The organism is Halobacterium litoreum (assembly GCF_021233415.1).
Classification (GTDB): Archaea; Halobacteriota; Halobacteria; order Halobacteriales; family Halobacteriaceae; genus Halobacterium; species Halobacterium litoreum.
In genome coordinates, this window is sequence record NZ_CP089466.1 from 2,671,230 (window position 1) to 2,697,405 (window position 26,176).

The 26,176-nt window shown below is 62.4% G+C and carries 21 protein-coding genes; 13 read left to right on the plus strand and 8 right to left on the minus strand.

The genetic code is table 11. The annotated features are described in order from the left end of the window. Positions 1–2 precede the first annotated feature (2 nt). From LT972_RS14605 to LT972_RS14625, 5 genes are all read right to left on the minus strand, one after another. Complete coding sequence (locus tag LT972_RS14605) at positions 3–1,346, minus strand: ABC transporter ATP-binding protein (RefSeq protein ID WP_232571118.1); 1,344 nt, start codon at positions 1,344–1,346, stop codon at positions 3–5. Continuing rightward, positions 1,343–2,428, minus strand: coding sequence for an ABC transporter ATP-binding protein (locus tag LT972_RS14610; protein WP_232571119.1), 1,086 nt, complete (start codon positions 2,426–2,428; stop codon positions 1,343–1,345). The genes LT972_RS14605 and LT972_RS14610 overlap by 4 nt, the downstream gene beginning before the upstream one ends. After that, positions 2,428–3,915: an ABC transporter permease gene (locus tag LT972_RS14615; protein ID WP_232571120.1), complete on the minus strand. Its 1,488-nt coding sequence runs from the start codon at positions 3,913–3,915 to the stop codon at positions 2,428–2,430. The genes LT972_RS14610 and LT972_RS14615 overlap by 1 nt, the downstream gene beginning before the upstream one ends. Positions 3,916–3,917: 2 nt before the next feature. After that, positions 3,918–4,931: an ABC transporter permease gene (locus LT972_RS14620; RefSeq protein WP_232571121.1), complete on the minus strand. Its 1,014-nt coding sequence runs from the start codon at positions 4,929–4,931 to the stop codon at positions 3,918–3,920. A 150-nt stretch (positions 4,932–5,081) separates the two neighbouring features. Next, positions 5,082–6,980, minus strand: coding sequence for an ABC transporter substrate-binding protein (locus tag LT972_RS14625; protein ID WP_232571122.1), 1,899 nt, complete (start codon positions 6,978–6,980; stop codon positions 5,082–5,084). Positions 6,981–7,160: 180 nt separating this feature from the next. On the opposite strand from LT972_RS14625, the gene LT972_RS14630 reads away from it, so the two are divergent. From LT972_RS14630 to LT972_RS14640, 3 genes are read left to right on the plus strand one after another with little or no spacing between them, the layout of a single operon-like run. Continuing rightward, positions 7,161–7,331 (plus strand): DUF7556 family protein, encoded by a 171-nt coding sequence (locus LT972_RS14630; protein WP_232571123.1) that lies wholly within the window; start codon positions 7,161–7,163, stop codon positions 7,329–7,331. Between the two features lie 40 nt (positions 7,332–7,371). Continuing rightward, positions 7,372–7,791: a PPC domain-containing DNA-binding protein gene (locus LT972_RS14635; RefSeq protein ID WP_232571124.1), complete on the plus strand. Its 420-nt coding sequence runs from the start codon at positions 7,372–7,374 to the stop codon at positions 7,789–7,791. Then, on the plus strand, positions 7,791–11,354 hold the full coding sequence (locus tag LT972_RS14640) for a DNA polymerase II large subunit (RefSeq protein WP_232571125.1): 3,564 nt from the start codon (positions 7,791–7,793) through the stop codon (positions 11,352–11,354). The genes LT972_RS14635 and LT972_RS14640 overlap by 1 nt, the downstream gene beginning before the upstream one ends. Positions 11,355–11,439: 85 nt before the next feature. On the opposite strand, the gene LT972_RS14645 is transcribed toward LT972_RS14640, so the two are convergent. Next, positions 11,440–11,820, minus strand: a complete 381-nt coding sequence (locus tag LT972_RS14645) for an SHOCT domain-containing protein (protein ID WP_232571126.1) — start codon at positions 11,818–11,820, stop codon at positions 11,440–11,442. 454 nt (positions 11,821–12,274) lie between these two features. Here LT972_RS14645 and LT972_RS14650 point away from each other — a divergent pair, with 454 nt between their 5' ends. Both LT972_RS14650 and LT972_RS14655 read left to right on the plus strand, forming a co-directional pair. After that, on the plus strand, positions 12,275–14,383 hold the full coding sequence (locus LT972_RS14650) for a heavy metal translocating P-type ATPase (RefSeq protein ID WP_390226324.1): 2,109 nt from the start codon (positions 12,275–12,277) through the stop codon (positions 14,381–14,383). 91 nt (positions 14,384–14,474) lie between these two features. Then, positions 14,475–14,768, plus strand: coding sequence for a DUF7130 family rubredoxin-like protein (locus LT972_RS14655; protein WP_232571127.1), 294 nt, complete (start codon positions 14,475–14,477; stop codon positions 14,766–14,768). A 40-nt stretch (positions 14,769–14,808) separates the two neighbouring features. Here the strand turns inward: LT972_RS14655 and LT972_RS14660 are convergent, their stop codons facing one another. Both LT972_RS14660 and LT972_RS14665 read right to left on the minus strand, forming a co-directional pair. Then, complete coding sequence (locus LT972_RS14660) at positions 14,809–15,162, minus strand: NifU family protein (protein WP_232571128.1); 354 nt, start codon at positions 15,160–15,162, stop codon at positions 14,809–14,811. Between the two features lie 25 nt (positions 15,163–15,187). Then, positions 15,188–15,538: a DUF5783 family protein gene (locus LT972_RS14665; protein WP_232571129.1), complete on the minus strand. Its 351-nt coding sequence runs from the start codon at positions 15,536–15,538 to the stop codon at positions 15,188–15,190. 1,041 nt (positions 15,539–16,579) lie between these two features. On the opposite strand from LT972_RS14665, the gene queF reads away from it, so the two are divergent. The 8 genes from queF (at position 16,580) to LT972_RS14705 (ending at position 26,122) form a co-directional block, all read left to right on the plus strand. After that, entirely contained in the window at positions 16,580–17,008 is a 429-nt protein-coding gene (queF, locus tag LT972_RS14670) for a preQ(1) synthase (protein ID WP_232571130.1), read from the plus strand. 104 nt (positions 17,009–17,112) lie between these two features. Then, positions 17,113–18,051, plus strand: a complete 939-nt coding sequence (locus LT972_RS14675) for a tRNA guanosine transglycosylase family protein (RefSeq protein WP_232571131.1) — start codon at positions 17,113–17,115, stop codon at positions 18,049–18,051. Further along, positions 18,048–18,893: a hypothetical protein gene (locus tag LT972_RS14680; protein WP_232571132.1), complete on the plus strand. Its 846-nt coding sequence runs from the start codon at positions 18,048–18,050 to the stop codon at positions 18,891–18,893. Before LT972_RS14675 ends, LT972_RS14680 begins: the two co-directional genes overlap by 4 nt. Beyond that, a complete protein-coding gene (locus tag LT972_RS14685) occupies positions 18,880–19,347 on the plus strand; it encodes a hypothetical protein (RefSeq protein ID WP_232571133.1) in 468 nt (155 codons plus the stop codon). The genes LT972_RS14680 and LT972_RS14685 overlap by 14 nt, the downstream gene beginning before the upstream one ends. Positions 19,348–19,351: 4 nt before the next feature. Next, a complete protein-coding gene (locus tag LT972_RS14690) occupies positions 19,352–23,356 on the plus strand; it encodes a hypothetical protein (RefSeq protein ID WP_232571134.1) in 4,005 nt (1,334 codons plus the stop codon). Between the two features lie 2 nt (positions 23,357–23,358). Beyond that, positions 23,359–24,477: a hypothetical protein gene (locus tag LT972_RS14695; protein WP_232571135.1), complete on the plus strand. Its 1,119-nt coding sequence runs from the start codon at positions 23,359–23,361 to the stop codon at positions 24,475–24,477. Next, positions 24,474–25,637: an ATP-binding protein gene (locus tag LT972_RS14700; protein ID WP_232571136.1), complete on the plus strand. Its 1,164-nt coding sequence runs from the start codon at positions 24,474–24,476 to the stop codon at positions 25,635–25,637. Before LT972_RS14695 ends, LT972_RS14700 begins: the two co-directional genes overlap by 4 nt. Next, a complete protein-coding gene (locus tag LT972_RS14705; protein WP_232571137.1) occupies positions 25,634–26,122 on the plus strand; it encodes a GNAT family N-acetyltransferase in 489 nt (162 codons plus the stop codon). The genes LT972_RS14700 and LT972_RS14705 overlap by 4 nt, the downstream gene beginning before the upstream one ends. Positions 26,123–26,176 lie beyond the last annotated feature (54 nt).

The window sequence follows — 26,176 nt, forward strand, 5'->3', positions numbered from 1 at the left end:
GACTACTGGAAGTGGTCCGTGAGGTACGCCTGGGAACTCTCGTACTCCTCTCGGTGGCGGTGACACCGACTCGTCCGCCCGGTGTCCCCGACGGGGAGCGTCTCCGGTTCCTCGCTCTCACAGACGCTCCCGAACTCATCGCGGAGCGTCTCCTGTGCCGACTGGAGGTCGTCGCGTTCCACGTGCTCGACGGCCTCGTCGACGTGCTGTTGGACGTCGCTTGGCACGTCCAGTTCGCCGAACGCGTCGTCGATGACCTCCTCGACGTCCATGCCCCGCGTCTCCATCCCGAGCAGGTCGCGGACGCGCTCGCGGACGGACTTCGTCACGTCGCCGCGCTCCCGGAGCACCTCCCGGAAGATCTCGATGCCCTCCCAGACGTCGTCGTCGATGTCCCGGTACTGCTCGGGGCGAATCTTCGACGGACACCGCGTACTGAACACACAGCCCGTCGGCGGGTCCCGCGGACTCGGCGGCGTCCCGCGCAGCGTCATCCGATTCTTCTCCGCGTTCGGGTCGGGTTCGGGAATCGCGGACAGCAGCGACTGCGTGTACGGGTTCGCCGGGTCGTCGAAGATGTCGTCCACCGGTCCGATCTCCATGATGTTCCCGAGGTACATCACGGCGACCCGGTCACAGATGTGTTCGACGACGCTGAGGTCGTGTGCGATGAGCAGGTACGTCAGCCCGAATTCCTCTTGCAGGTCGTCGAGCAGGTTCAACACCTTCGCCTGCACGGAGACGTCGAGGGCGCTCACCGGCTCGTCGAGCACGATGAAGTCCGGCTCCAGCGCCAGCGCGCGAGCGATGCCGACGCGCTGTTTCTGCCCGCCGGAGAACTGGAACGGGTACCGGTAGTAGTGCTCCTCGCTCAGCCCGACGGTGTCCAGCAGTTCGCGGACGCGCTGTCGGCGCTCCTGTGGCGTCTTCCAGTTGTGGACGTTCAGCGGCTCCATGATGATCTCCCCGACCGTCATCCGGCCGTTGAGACTGGAGTCCGGGTCCTGGAACACCATCTGGACGTTCTGTCGCCACTGCTTGAGGTCGCTCCCGGAGAGCGTCGTGATGTCCGTCCCGTCGTACCGGACCTCGCCCGCGGTCGCGTTCTCCAACTGCATCAGGGTCCGGCCGAGCGTCGACTTCCCACAGCCGGACTCGCCGACGAGACCGAGCGTCTCGCCGCGATGCACGTCGAAGTTCACGCCGTCGACGGCCTTCACGGGCTTCCCGCCCAACAGGCCGCCCTCGGACCCGTAGTAGGTCTTCAGGTCGTCGACTTCGACGAGCGTCTCCCCGGTCTGCGCGCTAACCGACTCGCTTTGTTCCTCCTGGTAGAGCGTCGTCATTCCGTCACCTCCGTCTCAGTCTTGTCTGCACGCGACCGATGCAACTCGACGGCCTCGTTCTGCGTGACGTCATCCGGGTACAGCAGGCACGCCGCCGTGTGGTCGTCGACGCCCTCGTCGACTTCCACCTGTACCGGGTGGACTTGCTCGCAGTCGTCGAACGCCTTCGGACACCGCGGCGCGAACCGGCAGTACGTCGCCGGCTCGTTCGGCGTCGGCACCTCGCCCTCGATGGTCGTCAGGCTGTCGCCGCGCTCGTTCCGACTCGGAATGCTCTCCAACAGCCCCTGCGTGTAGGGGTGTTTCGGGTTGTCGAACAGCTCCTCGACGGGCGCGGACTCGACCATCTCGCCCGCGTACATCACGTTCACGCGGTCGGTCACCTCGGCGATGACGCCCATGTCGTGCGTGATGAACATGATGCCGAGGTCGCGTTCCTCCTTGAGGTTCTCGAGCAACTCGAGAATCTGGGCCTGAATCGTCACGTCGAGGGCCGTCGTCGGCTCGTCGCAGATGAGCAGGTCGGGGTCACACGCCAGCGCCACCGCGATGACGGCGCGCTGTCGCATCCCGCCGGAGAACTGGTGGGGGTACTCGTCCACGCGCCGCGGCGCGTCCGGAATCCCGACGTCCTCCAGCAGTTCGATGGCCTTCTCCGTGGCCTCACGGCCCCGCATCCCCTGGTGGAGTCGCAGCGACTCCTTGATCTGGTTCCCGACCGTGTAGACCGGGTTCAGGGAGGAAAGCGGGTCCTGGAACACCATCGCGATTTCGCCGCCGCGAATCTGTCGCCACTCCTTCTCGGAGTTGCCGACGAGTTCCTGGCCCTTGTACTGGATGGAGCCGCCGACCACGCGGCCGGGCGACTCGATGAGGCCCATGATGGACCGCGCCGTCACGGACTTCCCGGACCCGGACTCGCCGACGATGCCGACGGACTCCCCGCGGCCGATTTCGAGGTCGACGCCGTCGACGGCGCGAATCGTCTCCTTGTCGGTGAAGAACGCCGTCTGGAGGTCCTCGACCTGCAGGAGCGGCTCCTGTCCGGAGCGCTGGTCGGTGGCGAAGTCTGACTGACTCATCACCCACCACCCCCTGTGGCCGCGGCCTCACCAGCCGCGTCGTCGCCACCACTCTTCGGGTCGATGGCGTCGCGGACGCCGTCACCGAGCGCGTTGAAGCCGAGCACGAGGAGGGTGATGAAGATTCCCGGCATCACCGAGATGTGCCACGACCGCGTGATGACGAACTTCTGGCCACGCGAGATGGCGCGGCCGAGTTCCGGCGTCGGCGCGGTCACGCCCAGTCCGAGGTAGGACAGGCCCGCCGCGCCGATGATGTACCCGCCCAGCGACATCGAGAGGTAGATGAGCAGGTAGCCGATGACGTACGGCGCGACGTGTTTACTCACGATGCGCCACGGGCGTTCGCCGAAGCCCTTCGCCGCGGTGACCCACTCGTTCTCGACGATTTGGAACGAGGGCCCGCGAACCGCGCGCCACAGCCCCATCCACCCCCATATGCCGAACAGTAACGCGAGGAGGAAGGCGCCGCTGTAAATCTGGGATATCCAGTGGTCCTGCAACACCGCCACCAGCATGATGAGGATGAGCAGGCGCGGCATCGCGGAGAACGCGTCACTCGCCAGCACCGCCGCGAGGTCGGTCAGACCCGCGTAGTACGCCGTGATGAGCGCGAGCGACAACGCGATGCCGCCCGCGAGTGCGGACGCGAATATCCCGATGAACATCGAGATGCGCGCCCCGAACGCCATGAACGTGAACAGGTCTTTTCCGGACGTCAGTGTCCCGAACGGGTGGAATCTCCCGAAGTCGTCGTAGGTCCACAGGCCGAAGTTCTGTCGGTCACCTTGCGACGCCGAGAACAGGTTCGCGTTCCCGGCGGTCGTCGTCAAGACCTCACCGGACTGCGCGTCGTAGTACTGGATGGTGGAGGTCTCGTCGTACGGCTGCATCATGTTCTGGGACTTCGTCGTCGGACCGATGGTGGGCGCGAACAGCGCCATCACGACGAACACCATGACGAGCACCAGCCCGAACCGACCCCAGTTGTGGCTGCGGAATCGGTCGATCATGTCGTCGGCCGGCGTCCAGTCCGCGTACCGGTAGTGACGCCGGAAGACGAGGTAGCCGCGCCACGCCCAGTAGAGCGTGACGAACGCGTACACGTAGATGACTGCGACGCGGATGAGCCACGCGTACGCCGGTTCGAGACCGAGGAAGGTCCCCTGCCAGCCCTGTCCGGGCACCTTGTACCCCTGGTTCGGGATGAGGTCCCGGCTCAGGAGCGTCGGCAGGTTCGCGAGTGCGTCGCCGACGTTCGCGAACACGGACGCGACACCGGTGATGACGCCGCCGATGGCTGCGGGGAGTGCGTCCGCGACGAAGTTCACGGGCACGTCCCACGGAACGGCCATGATGCCGCCCCAGAGGGCGCCGAACTCGGCGGCGATGAGGACTGCCATGACGACCCCCCATCGTGCCGCCGGCGCGGGATTCTCTCTCACGCGCTGTACGAGACTGTTGCTCTTGTTTTCTTCAATCGACATTGTCAGTTACCCTCGAACCCGACACGCGGGTCGACGACCGTGTACAGGAAGTCTTGGAGGATGTTCAGACCCACGATCAGGAGGATGAACAGGTACATCAGCGCACCGGCGAGCGGCAGGTCGCCGCGCATCATGGCGTTGAAGAACAGCCACCCGATGCCGTTGATACCGAAGACGCTCTCGACGAGCACGGACCCGCCGACCAGCACCGCGGCTTCCGCGGTGATGACGGGAATCAGCGGGATGAGGGCGTTCCGGAAGATGTGCTTCCAGACGATGGTGCGGCCCGGAAGGCCCTTCGCGCGCGCCATCTCGACGTAGTTCGAGTTCTTCGCTTCGAGGAACGCGGTGCGACCGATACGCATCTCGTTACCCATCGAGGCGGAGCCGAGGACGAGCGCGCCGGGCAACACCACTTTCGCGGCTTTGATGAACCCCATCGGTTCCATGAGGTTGCTCATGTCCGGTGTCCCGGCGACTTTCGTCGACACCAGGAACTCCTCCCAGTTGAACCCGAAGAGGAACTCCTCGGACTGCGAGAGGATCATCAGCAGAATCACCGCGAGCCAGAAGTTCGGCATCGCGCGCCAGACGATACCGCTGAACGAGGCCAGGTAGTCGCCGAACGTGTTCGGGTTCAGGCCGGCGTAGAACCCGAGCGGAATCCCGACGAACAGCGGGAGGATGACGGCGAGCGCGCCCATCAGGATGGTGCGGGGCGCGTAGGACATGATGACGTCGTTGGCGGCGACGTCGGGGCGGATGACCCACGACTGCCCGAGTTCGAACATGAACATGTCCGTGATGAAGTCGAAGTACTGCGCCCACAGCGGCTGATTCATGCCCAGCCGGCGGTGCAGTGCGTCGATTCGTTCGCCGGTCGCTTGTTGTCCCAGGATAGCGTACGCTGGGTCGATGGGCCCGGCGTAGATGATGAAGAACGTCAGTGACGTGCCGAACAGTATCACTGGGATCGACAGTACTAGTCGTTTCGCGAAATAGGTCCACCGGCTCATTGGTGCATGCCTCGAGTTGTGTGACTCGTTTGCATTCTTCTCTGTTTATTATTCGGGTTTAGGTCTTGCGTTTCGGAGGGCTCTCCGTACTGAAATGCGACTACGCTTGCGTTCGAAAAATGCAGGACGGCGGTTCGGGAAGCGAGCCGACTATTCGAACTCGCCGCGGTCGCCGATCTTCGCCCAGATTTCTTTGCCGCGAGAGCCGCCCATGGCACCCGAGCGCGGGGATTCGAGCCACGGGTAACTGTAGCCCTGCGTGATGCCGTGAATCATCGGGATGTACACGGCGTCTTCCTCGATGGCGTTCTCCATCATCATGCCACCTTCGCCACGGGCTTCGGCCTGCCCGGTACCGTAGTTGTTCTGGATCATCTCCCAGCCGTCGATAGCCTGCTCTGCGGCGTCACCGGTCTCGGAGCTCCAGTTGATGTACCCGATGGCCTGACCGGACGTGTCGGTCGCCGGCGGGTACGCGAGGTTGAGGAAGTTGTCCAGGCCCGGGTAGTCGGCGAGCCAGCCGAGATAGTACATCTCGACGTTGCCGTTGCGGGCGCTGTTGAGGAACGTGTTCCAGTCGGCGCTGTTCAGCTCGAGCTTGATGTGCGCCTGCGTGAGCTGGTCACGGAGGAGCGTGTACAGGTCGCTACCCCACGAGGACGCCGAGCTGGACGGCATCGTGAAGGACATGGAGAACTGGTTGTCGGGACCGTAGCCCGCCGCTTCCATGACTTCCTTGGCCTTGGCGACCTGGCCACGCTGCTCGTAGCCGTACTTGTAGTCCTGGGCCTGCTCCTCGTAGTTGCTCGGGCCGCCCGGGAACAGTCCCGGCGGCGTGAAGTGGTACGCCGGCTTCGCGGGACGCGGGAAGATTTGCTCGACGAACGTCTTCTGGCTGTAGACGTACGCCACAGCCTGACGGACCGGCTTCGGAACGACTTCGGAGTTGAACGCGAGGTAGTAGGTCGACGGCGTCGCGACCTCGTAGTAGTCCGCGGTCAGACCGTTCTCGTCCATCGGGCCGTAGGTACCGTAGCGGCGGCCACGGTCGTCGGTCCCTTCGAATTCGCGGAGGTCCGGCTTGTACTGCGCGGACGGGATGTACGGCGAGTCGGCGTTGACGTTGACCGTCGCGTACGTGTATCGCGCGTTCGACTCGGTGTACACCGCCTTGTGGATGCCGGCGTTCATCGGCGTCTCGCCGTGGTAGTCGTCACGGGCGGAGAGCTGAACTTCGGACGCCTGCTCCCAGGATTCGAGCGTGTACGGGCCTGCGCCGACCGGGTTCTTCGTCGCGAACTCCTGGTGGCTCATCTGGCCCTCGTAGCCCTCGATGTCGCCGACAAGTCCTTCCGGAACCGCGGAGAAGGACGTGTACGCGAGCATGCTGGTCGCCGCGTAGAACGGCTGCTCGAGCTCGAGCGTGAGCGTGTAGTCGTCCTCGGCGGTGACCGCGATGGTGCCGGGCTTGTACACTTCCTGCTCTTCGCCGTCCACCGTCGTCGTCTCGGTCTCGTGTTTGACACCGAGCGTGTCGAGGATGAACGTGGAGCGCCGCGAGTTGTCGGACGCCGCGAGGCGCTCGAAGGAGTAGACGAAGTCCTGTGCGGTGACCTCGTCGCCGTTGTTGTACGTCGCGCCCTGCTTGAGCGTGAACGTCAGCGTGGCGCCGTCGTTGGCCGTCTCGAGGGACTCCGCGAGGAGCATCTCGACGTTCGTCTGACCGTGCGGATAGTTGGTCAGCGCGTCGAAGATGTTCTGGATGTTCGCGCCCGACGTGGTGTCGGTCGCCTTGATCGGGTCGAGGGTGTCCATCGTACCGACGTTGAGGGAGCGGAGCGTCTTGCTCGGGTCGTACTCCATCTCCTCCGTCGTCTCGGAGTCCTCGTTGTCGCCACCGTTGTCGCCACCGTCGTCGGTGGGCGAGGTCGTCGTTTCTTCGTCGTCGTCCCCGCCGCCACCGGTACAGCCGGCCAGGGCGGCTGCGGTCGCAGCGGCACCAGTTCCCTGAAGGAACCGACGCCGGGAGAGGTTGTCAGTATCTGTCATCCACCCACGGGTTACTAATCTATAGTGATAAACTTACCGCTTCTGGGGGTCTCCACGCCCTAAATTTCTCCACTCGCTACCGTGTACAATCAACCGACGGCTACTATGTGTTAACACACGGCAAACTATTCTGTCAATCCGACGGTCTTAAGTACCGGGTGAGACGTTGTATCACATGTCATGACGACTGACGCCGCTCAGCCGACGTCTGACGCACACGGGACCGACGTGATGGCCTCGCTGGACGAGGAAGGCCGCGAGTCCCGACTCGTCATCGCGGACATCTCCCAGGACGAGGCCTGGGTATCCATGACCGCGGACGCGGCGACGCCGCTTTCGGCGTGGCGCTGAGACGGCAGGACTTTTCCTCGCGCGCGTCGATGACGCTCTCATGAACGTCCGTGAAGTCTCCGGCGGCCGCGAGTACGTCGTGCGACTCGACCACGGCGCCGACTGGCGCGAGGAACTCGAGTCGCTCGCCGAGGAGGACGACATTACCGCCGCGTGGTTCGTCGGTATGGGGGCCGTACAGGACGCGGAGCTCTGGTACTACGACCAGGACGACTTCGAGTACAAGAGCGCGCAGTTCGACGAGCCCTTAGAGGTCGCCAGTTGTGTCGGTAATATTTCACTACTCGACGGCGAGCCGTTCGCGCACACGCACGTAACACTATCCCGTCGGTCCGGGCAGGCGCTCGCCGGCCACCTCGACCGCGCGACGGTGTTCGCGGGCGAACTGTACGTCCGAGAACTGGACACCGACCTGGAGCGCGCCCACGACGACGCCACCGACCTCGACCTCTGGCTCTGATGCGCCCGGAAGACGAAGCGTACTTCGAGTCACTGGAGTCCGACCTCGACGACGCGTTCGACGTCGCCGAGCGCGCGAAGCGCCGCGGCGACGACCCGAAGCCAGAGGTCGAGATTCCGGTCGCGAAGGACATGGCCGACCGCGTCGAGAACATCCTCGGCATCGACGGCGTCGCCGAGCGCGTCCGCGACCTCGAAGGTGAGATGAGCCGCGAGGAGGCGGCCCTCGAACTCGTCGAGGACTTCGTGGAGGGCACCGTCGGCGACTACGAGACGGACGCCGGCAAGGTCGAGGGCGCGGTCCGGACCGCCGTCGCCCTGCTCACGGAGGGCGTGGTCGCGGCGCCCATCGAGGGCATCGACCGCGTCGAGGTGAACGCCAACGACGACGGCACCGAGTACGTCGCCGTCTACTACGCCGGCCCGATTCGGTCCGCCGGCGGGACGGCGCAGGCGCTCTCCGTGCTCGTCGCGGACTACGCGCGCAGCCTCCTCGACATAGACGAGTTCAAGCCGCGAGACGACGAGATAGAGCGCTACGCCGAGGAGGTGGCCCTCTACGACTCCGAGACCGGCCTCCAGTACTCGCCGAAGGACAAGGAGACGAAGTTCATCACCGAGAACTGTCCCGTAATGCTGGACGGCGAGGCGACGGGCAACGAGGAGGTCGACGGCTTCCGCGACCTCGAACGCATCGACACGAACTCGCCCCGCGGCGGGATGTGTCTCGTGCTCGCGGAGGGCATCGCGCTGAAGGCGCCGAAGATTCAGCGCTACACCCGGAACCTCGACGAGGTCGAGTGGCCGTGGCTCCAGGACCTCATCGACGGCACCATCGGCGAAGACGCCGGCGACGACGAGGCCGACGGCGAGGACGGCGAGAGCGACGCCGCGAGCGACGACGGTGACGCCGAGGACGCCGGCGACGAGCCCGACGGGCCGCCCCGCGTCGACCCGTCGTACAAGTTCCTCCAGGACCTCATCGCGGGCCGCCCCGTCTTCGGCCACCCGTCGAAGGAGGGCGGCTTCCGCCTGCGGTACGGGCGCGCCCGAAACCACGGGTTCGCGACGGCGGGCGTCCACCCGGCGACGATGCACCTGCTGGACGACTTCCTCGCGACGGGCACCCAAATCAAGACCGAGCGCCCGGGGAAGGCGGCGGGCGTCGTGCCCGTCGACTCCATCGAGGGGCCGACCGTGAAACTCGCGAACGGGGACGTGCGCCACATCGAAAGCCCGGAGGACGCCCTCGAAGTCCGGAACGGCGTCGTGGAGATTCTCGACGTCGGCGAGTACCTCGTGAACTACGGCGAGTTCGTGGAGAACAACCACGAACTCGCGCCCGCCTCCTACTCGCCGGAGTGGTGGGTGCAGGACTTCGCGGACGCCGGCGCGGACGTGCAGGCGCTCCGGGACTCGCCGTTCGCCGACCTCGACGACCCGGACGCCGACCAGGCAATCGAGTGGGCGACCGAGTACGACGCCCCGCTCCACCCCGCGTACACGTACCTCTGGCACGACGTGACAGTCGAGCAGTTCGTCGCGCTCGCGGACGCAGTCGTCGACGCCGAACGCGAGGACGGCGACCTCGCGCTCGCGCCCGACGACGAGGTCCGGGCGACGCTGGAGGCCCTGCTCGTCGAGCACCGCCAGCGCGAGGACGCGCTCTACGTGCCCGACTGGGTGCCGCTCGCGCGCTCGCTCGGGGTCGGCGAGGCGCGGAGCGCCTCGGAATCGCCGAGCGGAGCATCGCTCCGCGAGGCCGAGGACCTGGCGAAGGAGTGGGACAGCCTCTCGGCGGACGCCCGCGACTGGCCGAACGCGATGCGCGCCGTCGAGGAAGTCGCACCCTTCGACGTCCAGGAGCGTGCCCCCACGCGAATCGGGAACCGAATGGGGCGCCCGGAGAAATCCGAGTCCCGCGACCTCTCGCCGGCGGTCCACACGCTGTTCCCCATCGGCGAGGCCGGCGGGGCCCAACGCGACGTGGGCGACGCCGCGCGGTACGCGCCCGACATGGCGGACACGCCCGGCGAAATCGACGTGCGACTCGGCGAACGCGTCTGCCCGGACTGCGACGAGCACACCTACGAGGCGACCTGCCCCGACTGCGACACCTGGACCGACCCCCACTACGAGTGTCCCGACTGCGGCATCACCGCCGAACCCGACGAGTCCGGGCGCGTCGAGTGCCCGCGCTGCGAGCGCGAACTCGACAACGTCGAGACCCAGACCGTCGACGTCCAAGACGAGTACCGGAGCGCGCTCCAGTCCGTCGGCGAGCGCGAGAACGCCTTCGACGTGCTCAAAGGCGTACAGGGATTGATGTCCTCGGAGAAAGTCCCCGAACCGATGGAGAAGGGCGTCCTCCGCGCGAAACACGACGTCACCGCGTTCAAAGACGGCACCGTCCGGTACGACATGACCGACCTCCCGGTCACCGCTGTCCGCCCGCGCGAACTCGACGTCACCGTCGACCACTTCCGCGACCTCGGGTACGACGAGGACATCCACGGCGACCCCCTCGAACACGACGACCAACTCGTCGAACTCCGCGTGCAGGACGTCGTGCTCTCGGACGGCGCAGCCGAACACATGCTCCAGACCGCGGACTTCGTCGACGACCTCCTCACGGAGTACTACGGCCTCGATTCGTTCTACGAACTCGACGAGCGCGACGACCTCGTCGGCGAACTCGTCTTCGGGATGGCGCCCCACACCTCCGCCGCGGTCGTCGGCAGAATCATCGGCTTCACGTCGGCCGCGGTCGGCTACGCGCATCCGTACTTCCACGCCGCGAAACGCCGGAATTGCGACGGTGACGAGGACTGCGTGATGCTCCTGATGGACGGCCTGCTGAACTTCTCGAAGTCGTTCTTGCCGGACAAACGGGGCGGGCAGATGGACGCGCCCCTCGTCATGTCCTCGCGCATCGACCCGAGCGAAATCGACGACGAGGCGCACAACGTGGACATCGACCGGGAGTACCCCAAGGAGTTCTACGAGGCGAGTCGCGAGATGGCCGACCCCGGCGAGGTCGACGACCTCGTGACCATCGCGGAGGAGACGCTCGGCACCGACGAGGAGTACACCGGATTCGGGCACACCCACGACACGACGGACATCCACCTCGGCCCCGCGCTCTCCGCGTACAAGACGCTCGGGTCGATGATGGACAAGATGGACGCGCAACTGGAACTCTCGCGGAAGCTCCGGTCCGTGGACGAGACCGACGTCGCAGAGCGCGTCATCGAGTTCCACTTCCTCCCGGACCTCATCGGGAACCTCCGGGCGTTCAGCCGACAGGAGACGCGGTGTCTCGACTGCGGGGAGAAGTACCGCCGGATGCCCCTGACCGGGGACTGCCGGGAGTGCGGGGGCAGGGTGAACCTCACGGTCCACGAGGGCTCCGTGAACAAGTACATGGACACCGCGATTCAGGTGGCCGAGGACTACGACTGCCGGGAGTACACGAAACAGCGCCTCGAACTCCTCGACCGGAAACTGGAGTCCATCTTCGAGAACGACAAGAACAAGCAGTCCGGCATCGCGGACTTCATGTGATTGCCGCCCGGCGAGGACGATTCTCCTGAGTACCGGGGATTCGCCCGGTCGTGTCGGGTCGTCTAGTCCGTCGCTCGGAGTCCCGTCACCGCGATTCGGTGTCTCGTTCCAGCGCCTCGCGCCGCTGTTCGTATTCGTCGTCGGTCAACTCCCCGCGAGCGTAGGCGAGTCGGAGTTCCTCGAGTGCCCGGTCCGAATCACGCTCGCTGTCCGTGACTGCCCTGTACACGAGGTAACCGCCGCCGACGAGGACGGCCAGGAACAGGAGTTGCATGACGGCTGCGACGACGAACGCCCAGCCCGACATCGTTCCGTCACCCCACATTCCACCGCCCCACGCACCGCCCATCATCGGCCCGGCCCCCATCGTCCCGAAGCCCATGAAGAGCATCGGGAAGACGACGAACGCACCGATGACGATGAGGAGAATCGTGACCAGTCGGCTGTCGTTGGTGTTTTGAGGCATGTATGTTTCCTCCGTGGGTCCGCACCTACTGTCACCTACGCGCCCGCAGTTCAATGCGGTTGTGCCTTCTAATACAGCGTCATTTTCCCTCTCTAAGTTTAGAACCCACAGCAGAACCTATACAAAACGCCGGTATTCTAAGTGGCTCTCCGGCAGGTGACGCGGACGATGACCGAGGGTGTCCTCGACGCGCTCCGAATCGGTGTCGGATTCTCCCAGAACGGGCGGCCGCGACCACTGACTCCTCGCTCTCCGAGCGTGACCACTGGGTCGCCACCCACGTTGAAGCACATTGCGAACGATTGACTCGACAATGGACGACCACGCCCCGAACGACGACACCGAGGATTCACCTCGCGACGGCGCCGCTCCCGCCGAGCACGGCACACACAGCCAGCACGAGGGGCACGGTGGAATGCGCGAGGAGCACGACGGCCACGAGGGGCACGGCGGCATGCACGAGGGCCACGAGCAGATGTTCCGACGTCGCTTCTTCGTCTCGACGCTCCTCTCGCTGCCGGTCCTGCTCTACAGCCCGACGCTCCAGGAGTGGCTCGGCTTCTCCGTCCCGGCGTTCCCCGGCAGCGAGTGGGTCAATCCCGTCTTCGCGGTCGTCGTCTTCGCCTACGGTGGGGTTCCGTTCCTCCGGATGGCCGGCCCCGAAGTCCGGGACCGCTCGCCGGGGATGATGACGCTCATCTCGATGGCCATCTCCGTCGCGTTCGTCTACAGTCTGGCGACCGTCGTCTTCCCCGCCCAGTCGGCGTTCTTCTGGGAACTCGTGACGCTCATCGACATCATGTTGCTCGGCCACTGGATCGAGATGCGGTCGGTCCGCCGAGCCTCGAGCGCGGTGGACGAACTGGCGAAACTGATGCCGGACACCGCGGAGCGAATCACCGACGACGGTGACACCGAGGAGGTCCCCGTCAGTGAACTCTCCGAGGGCGACCTCGTGCTCGTGCGACCGGGCGCGAGCGTCCCCGCCGACGGCGTCGTCGAAGAGGGCGACTCGGACGTCGAGGAATCGATGATTACGGGCGAGTCGAAACCCGTCTCGAAGGAACCGGGCGACGAGGTCATCGGCGGCACCGTCAACGGCGACGGCAGCCTCCGCGTGCGCGTCGGTGCGACGGGCGAGGAGACGACGCTCGCGGGCATCATGCGACTCGTCGAGGAAGCCCAGCAGAGCAAATCCGAGACGCAAGTGCTGGCCGACCGGGCGGCCGGCTGGCTGTTCTACGTCGCTGTCGGGGCCGCGGCCGTGACCGCGGTCGCCTGGACCGCCGCGGTCTCGTTCAACGCGACGATCATCGAGCGCGCCGTCACGGTGCTCGTCATCGCCTGCCCGCACGCGCTCGGCCTCGCCATCCCGCTCGTCGTCGCAATCAACACGTCACTCGCCGCTCGCAACGGGATGCTCGTTCGCGACCGAATCGCGATGGAGGAGGCGCGGAATCTGGACGCCATCGTCTTCGACAAGACCGGGACGCTCACCGAGGGCGAGCACGGCGTCGTCGGGGTGGCGACCGTCGACGGCGTCGACGAGGACGACGCACTCCGACTGGCGGCCGCCGTCGAGGGCGACTCCGAACACATGATTGCACGGGCCATCCGCGAAGCAGCCGCCGAGCGAGACCTCAGCGTTCCCGACGCGACCGGCTTCGAGGCAATCAAGGGTCGCGGCGTACGCGCGACCGTCGACGTCTCCGGCTTCCCCGGAGGCTCGTCGGACTCGGCCGACGGCGACAGCGAGGTGTACGTCGGCGGGCCGAACCTACTGACCCAACTCGATAGCGAGATTCCACCCCACCTCCGGCGGTTCGCCGACGAGGCCGGACAGAACGCCCAGACCGTGGTGTACCTCGTTCGCGGGGGCGAGCGAAGCGAGTCCTCGGACGAAGCGAGCGGCGAAGCCGCGAGCCGCGGGGGCGAGCTGGTCGCCGCCTTCGCGATGGCCGACGTGATTCGCGAGGAGAGTTACCGCGTCGTCGACGCCCTCCACGACTTGGGCATCGAGGTGGCGATGCTGACCGGCGACTCGCAGGACGTCGCCGACGCCGTCGCTGACGAACTGGGCATCGACACGGTGTTCGCGGAGGTCCTCCCCGAGAACAAAGACGAGAAAGTCCGGGAACTCCAGGACCGAGGTAAGCTCGTGGGAATGGTCGGCGACGGCGTGAACGACGCGCCGGCGCTGACGCGGGCCGACGTCGGCATCGCCATCGGGAGTGGCACCGACGTCGCCGTCCAGTCGGCTGACGTCATCCTCGTGAAGAACAACCCGATGGACGTCGTTCGCCTCGTGAAACTCAGCGAGGCCAGTTACCGGAAGATGCAGGAGAACATCGTCTGGGCCGCCGGATACAACGTCTTCGCCATCCCGCTCGCTGCGGGCGTTCTCGCTCCGCTCGGGATTCTGCTGTCTCCCGCGGTGGGCGCACTCTTGATGTCGCTGAGTACGGTCATCGTCGCCGTCAACGCCCAACTCCTCCGCCGCGTCGACCTCTCCATTTCGGAGTTTCCCGACCGGACACGGGACCGGCCAGAAACGTCAACGTGACTGATGCGGCCACTCGGTAGCGGGCTGCCTGCGGGAACGCGGCCCGGTATCGGCGATTGCTTTTATGACTTCTCGCGTCGAACCCGGAACTATGAGCGACGACTCACCGACCGTCGGACTGGGCGCGACAGTGTACACGGAGAACGGCGACGAAATCGGCACCGTCCGCGGGTTCGACGAGGACGGCGTCTTCGTCACCACGCGGGACGGCGTGGACGCGCTCTCCATCGAACACGAGCGCGCCGGCCACGAGTTCGGCGAGGCCGAACTGATGTGGCGGTGCTCGGAGTGCGGGGAGCTCGGCGACCTCCAGGAGTCGTTCCCCGACGAGTGTCCGAGTTGCGGCGTCGAGAAAGAGGCGATTTACTACTGGACTGAGGACTGACGACGCGACGAACTGGGGAGAACTGACCGATAGAAACGGACTAGAACGGCGCCTGTGGGCCTTCGTCGTCCTCGGGTTCTTCGCCGTCTTCCTCGCCGGGGAACGACGGGCTCATGCCGCCGGTGTCGCCGCCGCCCATGCCGGTGTCGGCGTGGACGGTGTCGATTTCGGGGATTTCCTTGGTCATCCGGGACTTGATGGCTTGAATCGTCATCGGGGAGATACCACACCCCGAGCACGCGCCGCCGAGCTGGAGGTCGACGACGCCCTCCTCGCGGTCGATGTTCTGGATGGCCGCGGTGCCGCCGTGCATCTGAATCTGCGGGAAGTTCCGGCGGAGGAAGTTGTTGACGCGCTCCTCCAGGTCGTCCCCGTCTTGGCTCTCTGCGCTCATGGGGCGGAGTTGGCGCTGGCGGTGCTTAGGCCTTTTCGTCGTCTGCGCTGGCGGCGTCGCCGACGCCGAACATCTTCTGGAGTTGGGTGTTCAGTTCGTCGAGGTAGATATCGAGGACGCGTTCGGCCTTCTCGTCGGTCGCCATCACACCCTCCAGTTGGGCGAGGGGGTCGTCGGGCACGTCGACGGAGAACTCGCCGTCGCCCTCGTAGTGGGGTTCGGCCTCCGCGAGAATCGTCTGGTCGATGCCGTGGACCAGATCCGAGTCGTACGTCTCGTTCATCTCGTTGAACGCGCGCTTGTACGCGGTCTGGAGTTTCGGGAAGTGGTCGACGTACTTCTGTTCCTCGAACTCCTCGGGCGTCAACTCGCTCATTGCCGGCGATTCGTCGTCGCGAGACAAGTGCCCGTCGGTCGCGCTCAGTCGGACTGCTCGAGGAGACGCACCGGTGAACGTACCACGGCCCACACCACAATTCTATATCGCACTATGTGATTTATAGATGGTGGTGTCGGCGACACGCCCGACTCTCGCGATATATCCTCTGTCCGCACCGTGCTGCTGCGAAGCGGGGCTCGCTGTGGCTGTCGCCTCGAGTCTGCGTGGCTCGTCGTGCTCCCTCGCGCACGCGAGCTCCGGCCACCGGCTCTCGGTGTGCTGGCTGCCGCACCGGCCCCAAACACTGCGATTCCCGCCGTCGGACCTTCGTCGGCGCGCCCACCCTCTCCTGTGTCGTCGCCCGTTTGCTAAACCGCGCTCCGGTTCAGCAACTCCGACATCTCTCGTCGTGTACACGCCCGCCCGTTTGGCGGTCTCGCTTCGCGCCCGTCACTTCGGCGCGCCGCTGGCAGCGCGCGCCTCTCCCGAGTTCGCCGAACACACCGATTTCAACACCGGCACGCCTCCTGCAGCCGGAACTCTGTGTGCGCCGCATCCCGGCCCCAAACCGACGATAAACTCTATTCCACGATATAAAAACTGGGGGTCGGTGGGAACTAGAGATTCGGAACGCTCTCAGCTACAAACCAGTTTCTCACCAGAAGGCACCGAAATTAATCTTGGTGGGGTCTGGTAGCTACTATTTCAGCACGAACCCCCACCGTAAGCCGCCCTACGTGCGAACACTGAGAATAGTACCGCCGAGTATGCGCTATGTTGTGGTGGCGCTCTTCGTGTACAATGTGGGCGCTCCTTCGAGATCTGTTCTGTTCGCCATCAGTTCCATAGGTCAGGATATTATCTATAGAGCACAGAAGTAATACCTGATTGAAGATTCATTTACTAGGGCAGAATTTATAACAGGTTGGTCAAAATGGAAAAGTATCATGAAGTATAGCCGACTGACGTTTGCACCCCACTCCTTGTACGAATTGCTCTCCCACATGAGACTCGCTGCAACTCTTAAAGATGTGTAACATGGGCGAGCCAGCACCGGAACGCTTGGAGGTTATCGAGAATGAGTACCCGAATCGGCATACAAAATTAGAGCTGGTCGCGCCAGAATTCACTTGTCTCTGTCCGGAGAAACCATCCCAGCCGGACTTCGCCACGTTCGTCATCGAATACGTCCCGGACGAGTACATTGTCGAGCTGAAGGCGCTGAAACTGTACTTAACCTCCTACCGCGACGTGGAGATCTACCACGAGCCCGCAACCAATCGCATCCTCGACGACCTGGTCGATGCCTGCTCGCCTAGGTGGATGCGAATCACCGGGAAATTCAACACACGTGGCGGGATCACCACCGACGTCACAGTCGAATACGGGGAGCTAGACGAAGCCGAAATCCCCGAAAGCCAGTCAACGCGAACGGAGGACCTGACTCGAATCCAATCTGAACAATGAGTCTCTCGTTCTACGCAGCCATGAGCGTCTCCCCCAGCTCGATGCGGAAGACGTTCGCCCGACTGCAGGACGGTTATGGGTCATTGGAACCGCTGCAAAACGTCATGTTCACCCCCATCTCACAGGGGCCAGAAACCCACGGGGAAATCGAGGCGCTCACGAAACGATTCGACCTCAACGTGATGTTCGACTCCGGCGGGTACGAGGTGCAAGTCGGAAACAAGGAATTCGACGACCTGTACTCGTACCTGATTGACTTCTATGGAGAGAACAACTGGGGGCATCGCTACGTCCTCCCCGATAACGTCCCGCTCACGGACGACCCTCCAAACGTTGTCGATCGGAAGGTGGACGAGACACTGAGCGCGACCGAGATGTGCTTCCGCCGGCTTTCTGAAGACCGGCAATCACGAGCGGTCGCTGTCGTCCAAGGACATACGACAGACCAACTCTACCGATGCCTCAACAAGTACAGCCAACTCGATGGACTCCAGCACGTCGGGTTCGGGAGCTTTGGAACCGGTGGTGTGAGCAACGGCGTCAATATGCTCACCACCGAAGCCTTCCATAACCTCTCGACAGTCGTTGACCGCGCACACGAAGAAGGCCTCTCGGTTCACGCCTTCGGTGTCGGCGGTCCAACCAGCCTCCCACTCTTACATGAAGCCGGCGTCGATTCCTTCGACACGACGAGCTGGATGCGGTCCAGCGGCTACGGGAACGTGTTCTTCCCGTTCAAAAGCCGGTTCAACGCCTCCCACCGGAAGAACCGCAGCGGGAACGTCCTCACAGCGAGCGAGCTCCCCCATCTTCGAGCGGAAACCGGCCACAAGTGCCCGTTCTGTGAGAACATCAGAAACCTCCGGAACAACCGCTGGGACCGCGTCATTCATAATCTGATCGTCATCCACGAGATGACGAATCAGATGACGGAGATGACCACGGAAGAGATCATCGGCGCGATGGACCCCAACTCGCGGTACCGGAAACGGCTGGAAGATGTCCAAAAAACCCGTCCTGTCCGGGGGCCGATCTCAACATGAGCAACAAGCTCCACATCGTCGGGAGTGCAGGCCGACCAGAAGCTATCAAGCACTACCTCGACCTCATCGATCGACGTGATTACACCTCCGTTGAGGACGCGATGAGCGATGCCTACCACGAATTTGGGCTGAGCCACCCCAGCAAGCCGGGCCAGCTCATCAACACCAAGGACATGACAACCACGCTGGCCCGGCTTGGACTCGTGCACGAGGAAGACCGGCAGGAACTCACCGACTTCGGCCGCGATCTTGTGGATGTCCTCATTCATAACGAACAGCGGTTCTACGACCTGCTGCATTTCGTGTACGCGTCCGCCTATCATCGGAACCCAAGCCCGGAGCGGTTCATCTCGTGGTCGTACTACCAGATTACGCGAGAGTACTGTAAACGGGCTCCAGTCGATTTCAACGATGCCAAACAGGAAGTCGTCGAGGCCGTGCTGCAGTCGGCGGAGACCGAAACTGCGCCGGGGTTCGATGATCACGGTACACTCAGCACGAAGAGCATCAACAACTATCGGCGGTTCATCGACGAGTTGGACCCGCCGGTTCTCCAAGAGGGGCGGTTCGAGCTGCGTGAGTTCGTGCCGTCAGAGCTGGTTCTGGCGGCGATTGATCTCCTGTACCGGACTGACTTCGCCGGGTCACGGGAGTATGGTGGGTTGATGAGTCTGAGTGGTGTTCCTGCCGAGGCTCTACAGACGCTGTGTTTGGTGCAGGAAGACGTTCTCTCAGATGTTGTTGAACAGGCTGTGAAAATGGACAGTCGCCTGAGCCTCAAGGCGGACTACACGATGCACGTTCGGTTATCAGAGCCGGTGACCATTGATGACCTCGCCTAATGCCCTACTCCTCCAGCGGATGAACGCCCTCAAAGACGCTGCGTCTGTCGAACGGCTCTCTGCTGCCCAGCAGGAGGCGATGGACCAGATTCGGAAGCATCGGGACGACGATGCCCGGTTCATAAACCTGTACGGTCCGGAAGAAGCCGGGAAAACGTTCCTGTGCTGGGCGCTCCGGGAAGCGGAGGACTGGGAGTACCATCCGCAGATGCCGGAGTCAGCTGATGAACCAGTGGTCATCTACGACCACGGGGAGGCAGACCGGATGGCGACACGGAATCTCCGGAACCATGCCAGCATCAACGGCCTTGCGACCATCGTCTACGTGACGCACAGGCCGGCAGAAGAGGTTTTTCCGAGAGTCGAACTGGCCCCTGGAGAGGACCACTACCAGACTGTCCGAGCCAACTGGGAAGCACTCGGACTGTCCGTCGAACACGCACCCACTATGTAAACCAATGAGCGGAAAACAACTCACTGACAGCGTTGGCGAGGTGTTTGACCTCGTTCGGAAGAGCGAGGGAATCATCTCAACGTTCAGCGCAAACGAAGTCGCAGAGGAACCACAAACAGTCGAAGCCGAATACGAGCGATTCGCGGACACCCACATCTCACTCGGGGACACCGACGGGTTCGAAGACGAGGTCTATGAATCGCTCGTGGAAAGCGAGAAACCGACGAAAGGCTACTTGTACGGGCCGTTCGGGTACGGGAAGACCAGTACGTCAGTCAGCATTTGGAAGGAGATCACGGACAACGACGTCATCGCTGTGCCCCCGTTCACCCTCACGTCGTTCACCGCCATTATGCGCGCGACCCACGGGTGGATGCGGTACGAGCTGAACAACAAAGCCCCCGGGTACGTCGATGAGCTAGAGGAAATCAAGGACCGATACATCAACCAAGAGCTGGAGGCGTACGCCGAAGAGAAGAAGGACGACCACCAGTTTCAGGACAAGGACCAGCTCGTGGAGATGTTCCGTGAGATGGAGCGTACCAACGACCTGGACCTCAGTATCCAGGCCGACACCCTCATCGACTTCTTCAGCGAGTGCACTGAACTCGCCCTGAAGGCGGACTTCGACGGTCTACTCATCCTCGGCGACGAGTTCCAGCAGTACTTCAAGAGCGCGGATAATCGCCAGGACGCCGAATCTAGATTCCGGAACCTCGTGTTCGGACTGCAGTCCGGGGCGAAGGTGCAGGACGAGTTCGGGCTGTTCATCTCGATGCCGGAGCAGACGAAGAGCACTCTCGATGCGCACGCGGGTGACGTGCTGAACCGGTTAGAACGCGATAACCTGACGCTCAACCTCCAGAACGTCTACGGGCAGGACTTCCCTGCCGAACTCTGGAACCGGTACGCACAGGGATACAGCTTCGAGGATCGGCAACACGATGTCATCAGTCAATCCGCATTGAAGGCGATTGGCGAGATTTGCTCTCGTGAAGACCTCAGCAACGGTCCTCGGACGGTCATTGACATTTTCCGCATCGCAATCAAGCAGTACCAGACCGCCGGAGAGTGCTTCACGGTCCTTGACCTGGCCGACGCATTCTACGAAGGTGAAGTCCGCTACCAGGGGTCGTCAACGAAGATTCAGTCGGCCATCCAGGACGCCCTCGATCACTCCAGCGTTGACTCCGAGAAGAAATCACAGTTCATCCGCATCTGTGCCGTTTTCCCGGAAGAAGGCATCCCGGACGAGGTCGTTGAGTCGTGGAACCTTGGGGAGGCGAAAGAAGAGCTCTCGAAGGCCCTGCACGGAGAGGTCATCAAGGTCGTCGCAGAAGGCTACACACTGATTGATGTCACGGCTACTGAAGGCCCGGATGACATCGTTCAGCAGCTCATCCGTGATTTCTGGCGACAGTACGACACAGAGCACGTCAACGCCGCCTATGCGATGGAGGCGTTCGCCAACGACCTCGTCTGCGGTGAGATATTCGAACCCATCCGTGGGAAGCTCCGGGGGTGGGGCGTCGGAGACGGCCTGAATAACTACGAGCCGACGCTGTACAAGCGCAGCGACCTCCAAGGAACGTTCAACACGCGGTACCCGAAGCGGACTGCCAGCATCACAGTCACCGACCCTGATCACGACGACGAGATCGGGAGTCACGATGACCTCGGGGCCGGGTACGGTACACCCGACATCGCGTTCAACTTCATCTTAGGGTGGGAGAGCGAGGAAAACCCGGTCACGCCCCGCATCGAGCGCGAATCCGAGCGTGAATACACGTTCGTCGTCAACGGCCGGCAGACGTTCGACTCGCTTCCTGAGAATCTCGATTTCCTTCGGGACGCGATGGACCCGAATGCAGTCACTCCGTTCCTGATGCTCGCGCTCGTTGCGTATCTAGAGCAGGATGACACGGAGATGGACGCCCAGGAGGAGAACCGCGTCGAACACTTCCGGGATAAACTCCTCAACGTCGCGCTGAAGTCCCTGTTCGGCGAGGAACTCATCGACAACGCACCCGTCAAACTCAGTCGAGCGGGAAAGCGAGCAGTTGAGGGGGTGTTCACTGAGGCGATGCAGGAAGTCTACCCCGAGTACCACACCATCATCACCAGCACGCAGTACGAGAAGATGATGGATGAGTACGTGGACTTCCTTGACGCCCTCGAAACCACGTCAAAGCGCCGCGGTTCAAACCCCATCGAAGGGACGAAATCAGATGTTGCATCGCTATTCGGCCTGAAGAACACTTCTCCCTTCGACGGCCGGATCAGTCAGCACTACAGCGACATCCTCACTGTCAAAAATAACGAAAAGGACGGCTTCGTCGTCTCCGCGGAGCTCCACCCCCTCGAAGAGGAGATCATCAGTCGCTTAGAACATAGCGAAGACGAGCAAATCCCACAATCCACGGTCGATGAGATTGCGGTGGAGCACGGATACCGTGAGGAAGAGGTTGACGTCATCCTCACCTTCCTCCAGCACCGGGGTCTCGTCGAAGAGGTGGACTCCGGAGAAACGCTTGCGCTCCTCGAAACCGATGTCAGCATCGAGGACGTCGAGGAAACGGTAACGGAGTGCCAGAACCTCCACGATGCAATCACGTCTCTTGATGCTGAATTCATTCCAGACGGAGTTACGGCTGAGTTAGACTCAATTGAGGAAGACCTGGAGGATGCTCACCCTGATGACGGGGAGACGCTGGAGTCCCTCCAGGTGACGGCTCGACACGTCCGAGATCGCCTCGACCAGCAGGTCCAATCCCTGCACCAGCGGTATCTCTCCGAATGCAAGGACGTCAAGAAGGAGGCCAACCGGGAACGTCGTCGAATCAACCCTGACCACCTCGACGACCCAATCGAAGGCAGCGTGGAGTTCGTCGGGGTGCTGGACGACGCTCGCCGAGAACTGCGGGCAGAGTATCAGGATGTCAAACAGCGAATCGGGGAAGTGAGCGATGACTTGGAAGCTGCTGTCGCCCAACACGACGAACCGACTATAGAGAACACGGAAACGCTCCACCAGAAGGCGAGAGAGGCACGCGATGAACTTGACGAGATCCGGGGCGAAGTCTCCGAGAGCGATGACGGAGAGAGTCTTGAGGATCTCGCAGACGCCGTGGAACGCTGGGAAATATTCGCCGACCAGGTAGCGAACGTCCGGCGGAAGATCATGGACTACGCTCGGACGTTCGAAGAGGAGGTGGACGAAGCGGAAGATATCGAGGATTTCATCGGACAGGTGTCCGAGCACTTCACAGACGATTGGGAAGCCGCTCTCCAGAACCGCGAAGGATTCGAAGAACAACTCAACCGCATCGAGGAATCCTACGAAGCCCGGCGTGAAAACCGCCGCGAGGTGTTCCAGAAGAAACTGGAAATTCTGAAGAGCGTGCTCAGTGAGGCCACTGGCGGTTCCTCCCGAGGGCTCCGTCGGGCTCAGTATCCGTTCATTGAGAACCCTGATGAGGCACGCCGAGGGTTAGTCGATGACTTCGAGGAGGAATACAGGACCCAAGTGATCGAGAAGGCTGAGGAACAGCTGACGAAGGCGTTCCAAGAGATCGAGTACGCGCGCATCGTCGGTGTAGACGCCGGAGTCGAGGCTGACCCCGACGAGGTCGGCGAACGGATCGAACAGGCGGAAGCCAAAGTTTCTAACTTGAAATCTGCACTCTCCCGGTTCACCTTCACAGACATTCAGGAGGGGAACGAACTCTGCTCCGAGCTGGAAAGCAAGGGGCGTACAGTGTTGGACAGCGCGGAGGAACTCCGGGAGCAGTCCGGCGAGTTCCGCCGTGAAACGGAGCCCGACGATGAGGCCGTCCAAGAGTTGCTTGAGCGAATCAATGACCACCGTCAGGTGGACTTCAAGGAACTGCTCATGGAGTACCACGACGATGGCGAAAATCTCTCGCCGGACGACCTCCTCACCCGGATGAACCAGCTGTTCAAGCACAACCAGATCGACATTGAGATCTCCCGCAGACGGGGGCGATAACCATGCCAACGTTCACGGAGATCGCTGAACAGGCACAAGCCACCCCCGTCGTTTGCCCACTCCCAAGACTGGCGAGTTTCTACCTCGATGACCTCGCCGTCTACACGTCACTCGACAACTTCCACTACGACCTTTACAATCCAGATTACCGATTCGACCGAGATGTGGTCATTAGTGCGGATGACCATCATCCGGACTACACGCACCTGAGCTGTGACGAGGAGCCGGTCACGCCCCGACTGAACGAGGTCGTGGACTGGAGCAATCGAGAACACCACGACCGGCTACGGCGGGAGCTGCTGAAACAATCCAGTCTCAAAAACCACATCGTTCACAGCGTGACTGGAGAAACCATCGTCGTGCTGCTCATCGTTGACGGCCTTTCCTACGAGTCACTCCGCACGACGCAACTCCCTGCCCAACCCGTGGTCGTTGACGGAATGACGACCACCGAACCCGGCTTCAAGCGGATTATTTACGGGGACGACAACGTCTCGCTGTACAGCGAGTTACTCCACGAGAAGAACTTCACCAACAAATTCGGTTTCACGTATTGGGACCGAGGACAGGAGGACCTCTCGACGGACCTCCATGCTGCGATGGGGAACGACGTGTACCGCATCCGGGATTTCTCCGACGCGGTGGAGACTCTCTCAGATGCCGCCCCGTTCACGAACCGGACATACGTCCAGATCACACGAATGGGGTTGGACCAGGACTCGCACAACAAGAAAGAAGAGCCAGACCATGACGCGGTCGTTGAGAACATCATCGAAGATGTCCGCGACCTCGAAGCGGAACTCTCCAAACAGGCAGAGAGCTACCGGATTTTCGCAACGTCAGACCACGGCATTCTCTGGCGTACCCAGCTTCCGGATAGCCCGGAGGTGATTCTGGACGACTACAAACACCAACCACGGTACGTACAGGGCCGCGAAAAAGTCCCGCACAGTATGACGTACACCTCCGACGGTGAGATCGTCTCCGGGCTGGCATACCCATATCTCGCCCGGGATCTGAAACACACTGAGTGGGGCGTTCACGGCGGGTTCTCGTACTATGAATCCGTCGTCCCGCTCGTAGAACTCAGCAGCAACTCCAACGACGGTGATTCAGCATGAACTTGTTCATCGGCGAAAACCTCGACGAGCACGGCGACACGTACATTGACGCATCATCAGCCCGCTCCATCCTCGCGTGTGGCAAACGCGGGACGGGCAAGAGCTACACGATGGGAAGCATCGTGGAAGAGATTCACACGGAAACCGACGACATCGTTCCGCTCGTCATCGACCCGATGGGGATTTATTGGACGATGGCCGAGGAAAACGACCGTCAACGCGACCTCCTCTGGGACTGGGGAATGTCCGAAGAGGGCTTCCCTGTGAATCTACTCGTCCCGGGGAATCCCGGCGAGCGATTCGGTGATGAAGTCCTCCGGGAGCTTGAGGGGCGCGGCATCGACGTGAACCCGCTTCTGCTGAACCCCTCGGACATGACCCCAGACGGCTGGTGTGACCTCTTCGACCTGAACATCAACAAGCCGATGGGCATCGCTCTGTACCGGTCCGTTCGAGAGCTCAACGAAGAGGAGTCGGAATTCTACTTGGACGACATCATCCAGAAGGTAGAGCGTGACGGCGGGTCCTCCGACCGAACCAAGGAAGCCCTCCTGAACCGGCTAGAGATGGCGAAAGACTGGGGCATTTTCGCCGACCAATACCAGGATCTCTGGCGGACCTTCGATGAGAACAGAATAAACGTCCTGGACATGAGCGTCATCGATCCCGGGCAGTACGGGCTTCGAAACCTGGTCGTTGAAGTCCTGGGGAAAGAGCTCTTCCGGCAGCGTCAGGAGGCCCGCCGCCGTGAGGAGATGGGGCTTTCGGTGGAGATCCCCAAGGTGTGGTTGTTCATTGATGAAGCCCACAACTTCGTGCCAAGCGGGTCGTCGTCACTTGCTAAGGACACCATTATTCGGTGGGTGAAAGAAGGGCGACAGCCCGGCCTATCCATCGTTGTCGCAACCCAGCAACCGTCAGCAATCGATAGCGATGTGCTGTCGCAATGCGACATCATTCTCTGCCACAAAATCACGACCAAAGAGGACATCCAGTCCCTTGACAAGCTCAGTCAGGACTACATGGGGAGTGATCTGAAAACCTACGTCCGGCAGATCGACAACGTCGGGGAGGTCGTCTATGTAGACGACGACGAAGAGACTGTGGAGATGGTGAAGATGCGGCCACGGCAGAGTAAGCACGGTGGCGGTGAAGCATGAGCAGGGGTAAGAAGGTGAAGCTGATGAAGGTCTCCAGCGCTACGTCACCCGACGACGTCGAACGCATCAATGCGTTCTTCAATTCAACCGAAATCAAAACCGACCTTCACTGGTTCACCTACCGAGACACACTTGACCGAGCATTCGAGCGCGAAGACCGACAACTCCTCTACGTAGACAACGATGACGGCGAGATCATCGGGGCTCTCATGGTGTGGTGCCAATCACGCGTCCTCGACCCCGGCGAGGCGCAAATCCGCCTCGTAGCCGTTTCACCAGATAACCGCGATGAAGGGCTCGGGCGACTACTCTGCGAATGTGCGGAGGCCTTTGCCCGCCGACAATCACAGGATCGAATGATCGCCGATGTCGTTGCGTCAGCCCCGGCTGTTGAGTTCTGGAAATCAATCGGGTACGACCCCCTCGAAGAGTGGGAAACCCGCGGCGGACGGTCGATGCTTACCGTTCAGAAACCCCTCGACTGACCACCCTGAGCAGAAGCTGGCTTTCTCGCGTCCCGATCCTGGTATGTTCCGGAA